We start from the raw sequence: 7909 nt of genomic DNA, 5'->3' as shown, positions 1-7909 counted from the left end.
GGATCGCGCCGACGCCGGGCTCGTAACTCCGGTCGGGCTACGCCCTCCCTGCGTCACGAGCCCGGCGAAGCTCTCTCATCCTGATTGACGCTCCACTGTCACCCTGATTGCCGCGCGGCAGTCATAGCGGCCGGTCCGGCTTTGGCAGGTGTTGTTCAGCAGACGTTGTCCGACCTCCTTCCAGATGGCCTGCTGGCCGTACAGACGAACCGCGTCAGCCTTCTGGATCTCGGTCGCACCGGCGACAGGCAACGCGCAGGAGCTCGGACAGCCGAAGCCCCGCGCCCCTCCCACCGGTTCGGCGTCAGCCGCGAGATCGTCGAGGATGGGGCGCCAATATTCCTCCGGGATAGCGTCCTGCGGGCCATGAGCATTTTCCCTCGGGTGTCGGTTACCCTAGCTAGCTTTTTCACGAGTTCCGGATTTCTGGTAGGTGGCGGGGGTTGGACCGCCGAAAGCGTTCGCAAAGTCTCGCCTTGAACTTCAGACGGTGAACGCGGGCGAGCGCTTCGACGCCACTTTCCGCTTCGATCAGAGTCAATGCTTGTTCAATCGGAGTCGATCGGCCGCAGTTGCGCTTCCATCACAGGCGCTCCGGTCACATTGCGCCTACTTTCCATCGACAACTTTGACGCCGATCCTGTCCGCGAGAACGACGAGGTCTGCGTCCTGCGGCCGCTTGCCGCGCTTTTTGAAGGCGAGGTACTTCATCTATATCTCCTCATACGGCTTGGTTCTCGACAGCCCGGGCTTGTTCGACATCTGTCGGCTCGCGCTGGCGCCCCAAGGCGAACGCTGATGCGCGACTCCTGAGCTTCGCGCGCCACGCGGAGTGGCCGCTCGAGCTCGCCGATCTCCGCCGTTGATGCATCGGGAGGAACCCGCGGATCCGGCGCTACGCCATCCACGAGGCCGGCCACGTCTGTTTGGCACTGCGGCCACGGCAGACTCCGATTGAAGCAGAAAGACTCAGATCGAACGCGAACCGACATTTGCCTGTGCGGCTATCAGTAAGTGTTCGCATAAGGAGGCATCTCCGAAGAAGTGCCGGCCCGAATGTCTTACCAATTGTCGTTTGCCGTTCGATCTGAGTCTTTCTGCTTCAATCGGAGTCTACCGCACCTGCGGGTGGCCGCGGGCACACAAGGCGGTCCCGCCGCCGTGCCCCGCGCCGACTCAGCAAGCTCCTGGAGATGACTGGAGCGCTTCCTGGCGGCCAGGCTGACATTAGGACCAGATCAAGGCTTCCTCTCATCAGCCGCATCCGGCGAGATCGGGACCGCGCCTCAAGCAAGCTTTTTTGCCTTGGCGCCAGTACCGCGCTTATCGCTCGGGCGGCTATTTGCCGACGAGCCAACGGTCCGACTTCTCGGTACAAGAGCTAGCTTGTAGCCAAGAACGACCGTCGCCTTGCTCAGCGTATCGAGCGTTGGATTGCCGCCCACGCGAAACGTCTTGTAGATCGCTTCGCGGCTCAGTCCAGTTTCGCGAGAGAATTTTGAAACTCCCCGAGCCTTAGCTAGATCTCCGATAGCGACTGCAATGAACGAAGGATCGTCGCTATCAAGCGCTGCTTCCAGATAGGCTGCCTGCTGATCAGGCGTCTTCAGATAGTCCTGAACGTCGAACTTGGTTGTCTTAAGTGGCATATCAAACCTCCTTCGCCATCCGCTTGGCGGTCCTGATGTCCTTGTTCTGGGTCCGCTTGTCGCCGCCGCAAAGCAGGATCACCACGGTATTGCCCTGCTGAATGAAGTAAATACGATACCCTGGCCCGTAGTCGATCCGCAGCTCGCTGACGCCTTCGCCAACCGGTTTCACATCGCCCAGGTTGCCCAGTTCGAGGCGGCGGATGCGGGCGGCAATCCGCGCAACGGCGTTTGCGTCTTTGAGCGCCCGGAGCCAACTCGCAAAGGTGTCTGTCTGGCGGACTTCGAGCATGTGTATTGTAGTACACAACCCGTCCGAGATTGTCAACTATAATGCACAACCGCGGACGAAGCATCCGCACCAAGGGACCCTAATGAAAGCGTAATCGCGGCCAATCGACTCCGCTGAAACCAGCATTGACTCCGATGGAAGCGGAAATCGCCGTTTGAAATGTCTGCCCTGTTCCGACAGGCAGACTCGGATTGAACGAGAAACGACAGGAGGTTGTCGTTTCGGGTTCGATCTGAGTCTCTCTGCTTCAATCGGAGTCTGTCGCCGCGGGAAATGTCGGAAGTCCGATCGGCTCTAACCCGCCTTCGGCCTATATCGCTCGGCGTACGATGAACGGATCATCGTCATCCTTGGATTCATCCGCGGTGATGACCTTCAAGATTGCCTGCCAGGCGTGCTCGGCCTCCGCGATTCCAAAGTGCGCGTATAGTGCCTCGACGAACGCGCGGGTACCGAACACATCGAGGTTGATCCGGCGCGTTCCCTTCAATGCGTCTCGCCCATCGGACTCGTCCATAAGGACGATGATTGTCTGCCGCGGCAGCACCTTGCCACGAAAGCTCTTCAGCGTCTGGATAATGCTGGCTTCGCCTAGATCGCGGGAATTGGGCTTCCTCTCGGGATCCGAGCCCTGAGCCCTCCAGCCGTCCAACGCAAGTTGGTACGTTCTGTAGGTGTCGGTTTCCACGCGGCGAATGCGGAATTTGTTCGCGGCGATCCACGAACGCGTGTAGGCAAGCCAGCGGCTCCGCGGATCCTTACCCGAGTCCGGATCGCGCGCGACTTCCTCCATGACCATGTCGGTCATCCAGATCGTGCCGCAGGGCTCCATCAGCCAATCCAGGCGCTCGATCGCTGACAGCATCACAATCGGCGACGCATCCATGATGAGGAATATCGGATCTTTATCGCTGAACTCCTGAGCGTTCACTTGGCGCCTCGAACAAAGTGTTTTGCAAACCTTTCGGCTTCTCGGCGCACCAGGTCCTGGTTGATGCCAGCAGCGGCATCCTTTGCCATGTGATGGACGGCCTCGACCGGGTCGTGCTCGGGATAGCCAAGCACATCGTCGGGTTCGTGGCCGAACACTGTCGGCTGCCGTGCAATCGCTTCGAGCGGGATTTCTTCGCGAGCCAGGGTCTTCAATCTGCGGAATTCCTCGACCGACATCATTACAGCGCGCGGCTTACCGTGGCTGGTGATAACGACCGGCGCTTGAGCAGCAGCTCGCTGGATTTCACCGGACTGCTGCTGGAGGTCCAAAGAAGAAAATAGACGCATGGACATAATACGTAAAATACGTTTTTTCACTCGAATGTCAACGGCCCAGCTCTAGCCGATCCGGACTCAGATCGAATGCCAAACGACAGGGGGTGAGGCGTGGAGGACCAAGCTTGATTAGTCGCGACATGTGACGTATATTTAGCGACACGTGACGCGAGGGCTACTGTGACTGCCACAGCCGAGAAGCCGGCTCCAAAGGGGCCGGGCAATGATCTGCAGAAGGTGGCCGATTTGCTCGGCGGGCCACGCATCTTGTCGCGCCGCATCACAAGCGCCCTCGACGCCCACGAACTGCTGCTGGACGGACTGCCAGGCTCTGCGTTGACCCACTTTGTCCGTCACCTCCTTATCATTCAAACGGACTCGTTGGAAAAAGCCTTCGGAATGAGCCTTCGCACCTTTCAGCGACGCAAGGACGCTCCGGACAAGCCGCTCAGCCAGGAGCAAAGTGGGCGGACCTGGAAGTTTGCCGAAATCCTGGCCAAGGCCACCGACGTGTTCGGTTCGCAGGAAGAAGCCGAGCAGTGGCTCGAGCGTCCGGCCATCGGTCTTGACCAGCGTCGTCCGATCGACCTGCTTGCCACTCCGGCCGGCATCGAGCTCGTTGAACAGTACCTCACACGCCTCGCATACGGCGTCTATGCATGACGCCTTCTGTAGGGCCATTGGGAGGCGGCAAGCTCATCGCTTGGCGCCTCGATCAGGCGCGCTTTGCGTCGACCTGGGATAGTGGCGAAGGCGCATTCCAGGTCGGCGGCCGGTGGAACAGCAAAGGCGTTCGCGTTGTGTATTGCGCGCTTGATCCAGCGACCGCGATACTCGAAGTGGCGGTTCACAAAGGCTTCAAAGCGCTCGACACTCTCCCGCACGTGTTGACCGCGCTTCATATCGCCGACGTGTCTGACGTTCATATTGTTCGCCCTGCCGACGTTCCGAACGCCAATTGGCTGCGACCGGGAATCCCGGGCGCAGGCCAGCAGGCGTTCGGGGATGCGCTCCTGGCCAAGCACAAATTCGTCGTGATCCCAAGTGCGGTGTCCAATCACAGCTGGAATCTGATCTTCGACCCGACCAGGGCGAAAGGCGCGTACCAGCAGCACCTTCAGGAAGCGTTCGCGCTAGATACGCGCCTGCATCCTTCGACATCACCGCCCTAATTCTTCGCCGTAGCAGTACGATCTCGCCTGACCGACCAAGCGACTCCAATGGAACCCTAATTCTGGCTACCTGACTCCGATTGAACGAGAATAGACTCCGAAGGAGCCATAATCCCCAGACTGAAATTAATGGATTTTCTCGCTCCGATACTCAGATCGAACGCGAAACGACAGTGGTGTTTGTCGTTTCAGGTTCGATCTGAGTCATTCGCGTTCAATTGGAGTCTGTCGCCGCGGGAAATGTCGACTATTCGGATCACCATGTTGAACTCGCAATCAAGTGGTGGGTTTCCGAAACATCTCGCTAAAGGTAAGGTTGGTGACGGAGTTTTTTCCTGCAATTCCCCGCGGTTTGTGCCGTCGCGGCCGCTATCGGCTGGTCACGGTCCAGGGGTCAATCACCGTCAGACCTGCAGCATTGAACGCACTCGTGTCGCGCGATGCCACTGCGCACCCGTGTGCGGCAGCGATTGCAGCGATGTAGCCATCGGGTGTTGGGAAGCCTTTTCCCAACGCGCGCGCCTTGACGGCGAGGTCGGCATAGCGCCGCGCCGCGGCGGTATCGAAGGCCAGGATGCGGGTCGCGAACAGGTCCAACACGCCGTCGAGCGCAGATGCCAGCCTGTCCTTGCGCTTGCCGCGCGGCAGCGCGCCGATGCCGAACAGCAGTTCCGCGACGGCGACGCTGGAGAGAAACAGCGTCTCGGCCGCCTGGGCGTCGAGCCAGTCACGGACCGATGGGTGTGGATCGGGCTTCATCGCCTCGGAGACCACATTGGTATCGAGCAGGATCATTCGAAGCGCATCGGCTCAGCGGGACGCGCGTCGCGGCCCTGTTCGAGGGCCTCGACATCGGCATTGGTGAGTCCGATCTTGCGGCTCATCTCCGAAAGGGCAGTGCCGAGCCGCAGCCGGCCCTCGGGACGCACGGCTGCCTCCAGAATGGCGCGCATTTCCGCTTCCGTGCTGCGATTGTGTTGCGCCGCGCGGACTTTCAGGGCGCGGTGCGCCTCCTCGGAGAGATTGCGGATGGTGACAGCGGCCATGATGGCGCCCTCCCGATATTGACTGCGATGCTATCAATGTAGATTGTTTGATAGCGCTTTTCAAGAACGATTTCGGCGCTCGCGCGCGCCGAACCCAGCTTCAATCGGAGTCTACAGCCGCTTGGGTGGCAGCAGCGCTCTGGACAACCCGTCGCAGCAGACGGCTGGGAAAGCTCCTGCGGACGGCCGGAGCGACTTCTGGCGGCTTAGGTCAGCCGGGGCAAGCCAAGTGTCTACGAAGGACCGTCGGGCTGATCGCGTGCAAGCACGTAGCTTGCGTATAGTTCGCGGTCGATGCCGTAGGCGATCGCCAAGGATTCGTTCAGGGCTTCCACGACCTCCGAAACGTAGGTCGCCATGTGTGCCCTATCGTTGAGTGCGAGGTCGCGGAATTGCTGGACTGCGAAGTCGAACGGCTCCGTCCGGTCCCCTTCGACGTAGGCTCGCAACTAGAAGGCTCGAGGACTCCTGGCGGCTCGGCAGACTTTCGCGACCAGCATTGCCTGTTCGACGCTCACGGATTGGCTCACGCAGGCCGATACAGAATGATTGGAACGCCAGGAGCAAGTTGGTTCAGGAAGTCGAAGTCGCCAACATTCCCTGTCAATATGCTGGCACCGATACCCCGCGCCTGGAGATAGATGAGCGCATCGTTGAGGTATTTTCCGCTCATGCCCCGCATCCTTCGGTGCCCCGCTGAGACGAAATAGCTCGCCCGCAAGTATTCCCGCTTCGCCCCACATCGCCGTATCTGGAGCCTGCAAGCGATGCTGCGGAATGTCATCAATCACATCCCGTACCGTTTGCAGAACCCCACTTGTTGAGGGGTGGGCCGGATCGAGCCGCCCGAACACATGCGTTAGTTCGGCTAGGCAGACGGCCGAGTGGTGGCAGACGCGAAATGTCAGCAATTCATCGACGGCGACCGGCGTGCGTGCCTGCAAGACGTCGAGGTAACCGCTGGTATCGAGAATTCGCGCGCCGCCGATGAGTGGCTCGTCAACTGCCCAAGCAAGCTCGGAATCTGCTCGTCGCGTCAACAGCGGCTTCAGACTCCGCAACGTTCCCGGGAGATCAAATGGCAAGATCGATATCTGCCGGGAGGCTTCCCTTGCTCCTGACTAAACGCGCGCCGAAATCGTCCTCGAGCGCCAGACGCGACAACGCGAGCTCTAGAAGTTCGGTATCGGAAGATACGTGAGCCCGCTTCTTTGCAGCTTCTATCAGGCCTGCCGGTACGCGGCCGGACAAGCGCGTGTTCTTTTTCTCGCCGAGCAGCCCGAGCGCACGGGCCTGTTCGAGCACGAGCCGGTTGCGCTTAAGCGCAATGTGCTCCTCGGTTTCTGTCGACGGGCGGTTCCGCATAACCATAGCAATCTCCAGCCTTGAACAAATATGCAATTGTTCAACGCCTGTGCAAGACCGGAAATGAGGGCTTCGCCCCCTCAAAGTGATGGCATCAGCATAGAATACCTGTCGGCAGTAGGAGCTAAAGTTCTCCTGAGCCATTGACCGGAATGCGCTGCTTATTGCTATAGCTCCGGCCAGTCCGCCAACTATTTGAAGTTGAGCCCCAAGCACGCTTTTATCAGCGTGCTCCATTGGCCGGTGAAAAAACCTATTGCAAGGAGAGCAATACCGCCAAGTGCGACTGTTAGGCTTGTTACTAGTCCTTCAGCCTGGACCCCTGACTTGCTCACCGAGATCTTTTCCCGTTGCGCCATGTCGCAGCTCCTGTGAAGCCCCGAGCATGACTGGGAGAGATTCGCAAGGAAGGGGCAAGTCGCTACGACTGCCTAGAGAAGCGCCTGCCTGCCCGGTTAGGTCAGCTTTTTAGAACGCTTGAACTCGTCTCTCAACAGGCCGAGAATTCGCGCAAGCGCATTCTGTTTGGTATGAACAATCTTGGTCAGCGTAAAGTCGCTTACTGGGGCATCGACACTCCGATCGCCGATTATGATGTGTCCGGTGTGCCAGCGATCTCTACGGAGCAAACGAAACGCGCAGCATCGATGCGTACGCGCTTAAATGCGTTCGCGCCGGAAGAGATCGATCTGCTCTTGACGGTAGGGTACGCCGGCGCCACGGCTTCGTTGTCTGCGCGAGGACTGATCGCAAATCAGCGGCAAGCGACATTCGATGCTCTTCCCCTGCGCAGTAGCGGCTAGGTAGCTCGATCCAACTATGAGTTTGCGACCCTTGCGACTAAGTCGCCATCTCAAACTGCGTCGGGGTTTCCCATGCTGTGATGTGACTTCCGAATTTGACGCGGATGCGCGGTGCTGGGCCCATCATGATGGGATAATCCTCGATCTCACAGACGGTGCCGATGTCGCCTGCACTAATCTCCGGCCTCTGTTGTCCGCGGTGAACTTCCTCCGAATGAGTGGACACCTGTAGTAGGCTCGTTGAGCCTGGAGGTGTTGAATGGAACGTGCACGTCGGTCGTTTACTGAAGAGTACAAGCGCGAGGCGGCGGGG

At 59.3% G+C, this 7909-nt stretch carries 11 protein-coding genes and 1 pseudogene; 3 read left to right on the top strand and 9 right to left on the bottom strand.

What is annotated here, in order from left to right; genetic code table 11:
• Window positions 1-1286: 1286 nt before the first annotated feature.
• From ASG57_RS29425 to ASG57_RS29410, 4 genes are all read right to left on the bottom strand, one after another.
• On the bottom strand, window positions 1287-1649 hold the full coding sequence (locus ASG57_RS29425; protein ID WP_063997029.1) for an addiction module antidote protein: 363 nt from the start codon (window positions 1647-1649) through the stop codon (window positions 1287-1289).
• Between the two features lies 1 nt (window position 1650).
• Entirely contained in the window at window positions 1651-1941 is a 291-nt protein-coding gene (locus ASG57_RS29420; RefSeq protein ID WP_057198603.1) for a type II toxin-antitoxin system RelE/ParE family toxin, read from the bottom strand.
• A gap of 310 nt (window positions 1942-2251) precedes the next feature.
• Entirely contained in the window at window positions 2252-2872 is a 621-nt protein-coding gene (locus ASG57_RS29415) for a PIN domain-containing protein (RefSeq protein WP_057198601.1), read from the bottom strand.
• Window positions 2869-3252, bottom strand: coding sequence for a type II toxin-antitoxin system Phd/YefM family antitoxin (locus ASG57_RS29410; protein ID WP_156402852.1), 384 nt, complete (start codon window positions 3250-3252; stop codon window positions 2869-2871). The genes ASG57_RS29415 and ASG57_RS29410 overlap by 4 nt, the downstream gene beginning before the upstream one ends.
• 138 nt (window positions 3253-3390) lie before the next feature.
• Between ASG57_RS29410 and ASG57_RS29405 the strand changes: the two genes are divergently transcribed.
• Both ASG57_RS29405 and ASG57_RS29400 read left to right on the top strand, forming a co-directional pair.
• A complete protein-coding gene (locus ASG57_RS29405) occupies window positions 3391-3873 on the top strand; it encodes an Xre family toxin-antitoxin system antitoxin (protein WP_057198597.1) in 483 nt (160 codons plus the stop codon).
• On the top strand, window positions 3870-4382 hold the full coding sequence (locus ASG57_RS29400; protein WP_057198595.1) for an RES family NAD+ phosphorylase: 513 nt from the start codon (window positions 3870-3872) through the stop codon (window positions 4380-4382). The genes ASG57_RS29405 and ASG57_RS29400 overlap by 4 nt, the downstream gene beginning before the upstream one ends.
• Window positions 4383-4751: 369 nt before the next feature.
• Here the strand turns inward: ASG57_RS29400 and ASG57_RS29395 are convergent, their stop codons facing one another.
• The 5 genes and pseudogenes from ASG57_RS29395 to ASG57_RS29380 all read right to left on the bottom strand — a co-directional run bounded on the left by ASG57_RS29395 (window position 4752) and on the right by ASG57_RS29380 (window position 6799).
• On the bottom strand, window positions 4752-5177 hold the full coding sequence (locus tag ASG57_RS29395) for a type II toxin-antitoxin system VapC family toxin (protein ID WP_057198593.1): 426 nt from the start codon (window positions 5175-5177) through the stop codon (window positions 4752-4754).
• Window positions 5174-5428: a FitA-like ribbon-helix-helix domain-containing protein gene (locus ASG57_RS29390; protein WP_057198591.1), complete on the bottom strand. Its 255-nt coding sequence runs from the start codon at window positions 5426-5428 to the stop codon at window positions 5174-5176. Before ASG57_RS29390 ends, ASG57_RS29395 begins: the two co-directional genes overlap by 4 nt.
• A gap of 233 nt (window positions 5429-5661) precedes the next feature.
• Entirely contained in the window at window positions 5662-5787 is a 126-nt protein-coding gene (locus ASG57_RS39755; RefSeq protein WP_283806211.1) for a hypothetical protein, read from the bottom strand.
• 167 nt (window positions 5788-5954) lie between these two features.
• Window positions 5955-6513, bottom strand: a pseudogene (locus ASG57_RS29385) (type II toxin-antitoxin system VapC family toxin).
• The gene (locus ASG57_RS29380) at window positions 6503-6799 is read right to left on the bottom strand and encodes a hypothetical protein (RefSeq protein ID WP_057198589.1); all 297 of its coding nucleotides are present in this window, start codon (window positions 6797-6799) and stop codon (window positions 6503-6505) included. Before ASG57_RS29380 ends, ASG57_RS29385 begins: the two are co-directional and overlap by 11 nt.
• A 524-nt stretch (window positions 6800-7323) precedes the next feature.
• On the opposite strand from ASG57_RS29380, the gene ASG57_RS29375 reads away from it, so the two are divergent.
• Entirely contained in the window at window positions 7324-7596 is a 273-nt protein-coding gene (locus tag ASG57_RS29375) for a hypothetical protein (RefSeq protein ID WP_057198587.1), read from the top strand.
• Window positions 7597-7909 lie beyond the last annotated feature (313 nt).

The organism is Bradyrhizobium sp. Leaf396 (assembly GCF_001424605.1).
GTDB classification, from domain to species: domain Bacteria; phylum Pseudomonadota; class Alphaproteobacteria; order Rhizobiales; family Xanthobacteraceae; genus Bradyrhizobium; species Bradyrhizobium japonicum_C.
Note: the sequence above shows the minus strand (reverse complement) of the source record. Positions and strands in the feature narration are given on the sequence as shown.

Bases quoted from the DNA above. Each gene is read 5' to 3' on its own strand.
- ASG57_RS29395 (WP_057198593.1), bottom strand. From the start codon at position 5,177: ATGATCCTGCTCGATACCAATGTGGTCTCCGAGGCGATGAAGCCCGAT.
- ASG57_RS39755 (WP_283806211.1), bottom strand. From the start codon at position 5,787: ATGGCGACCTACGTTTCGGAGGTCGTGGAAGCCCTGAACGAATCCTTG.
- ASG57_RS29420 (WP_057198603.1), bottom strand. From the start codon at position 1,941: ATGCTCGAAGTCCGCCAGACAGACACCTTTGCGAGTTGGCTCCGGGCG.
- ASG57_RS29390 (WP_057198591.1), bottom strand. From the start codon at position 5,428: ATGGCCGCTGTCACCATCCGCAATCTCTCCGAGGAGGCGCACCGCGCC.
- ASG57_RS29380 (WP_057198589.1), bottom strand. From the start codon at position 6,799: ATGGTTATGCGGAACCGCCCGTCGACAGAAACCGAGGAGCACATTGCG.
- ASG57_RS29400 (WP_057198595.1), top strand. From the start codon at position 3,870: ATGACGCCTTCTGTAGGGCCATTGGGAGGCGGCAAGCTCATCGCTTGG.
- ASG57_RS29425 (WP_063997029.1), bottom strand. From the start codon at position 1,649: ATGCCACTTAAGACAACCAAGTTCGACGTTCAGGACTATCTGAAGACG.
- ASG57_RS29375 (WP_057198587.1), top strand. From the start codon at position 7,324: ATGAACAATCTTGGTCAGCGTAAAGTCGCTTACTGGGGCATCGACACT.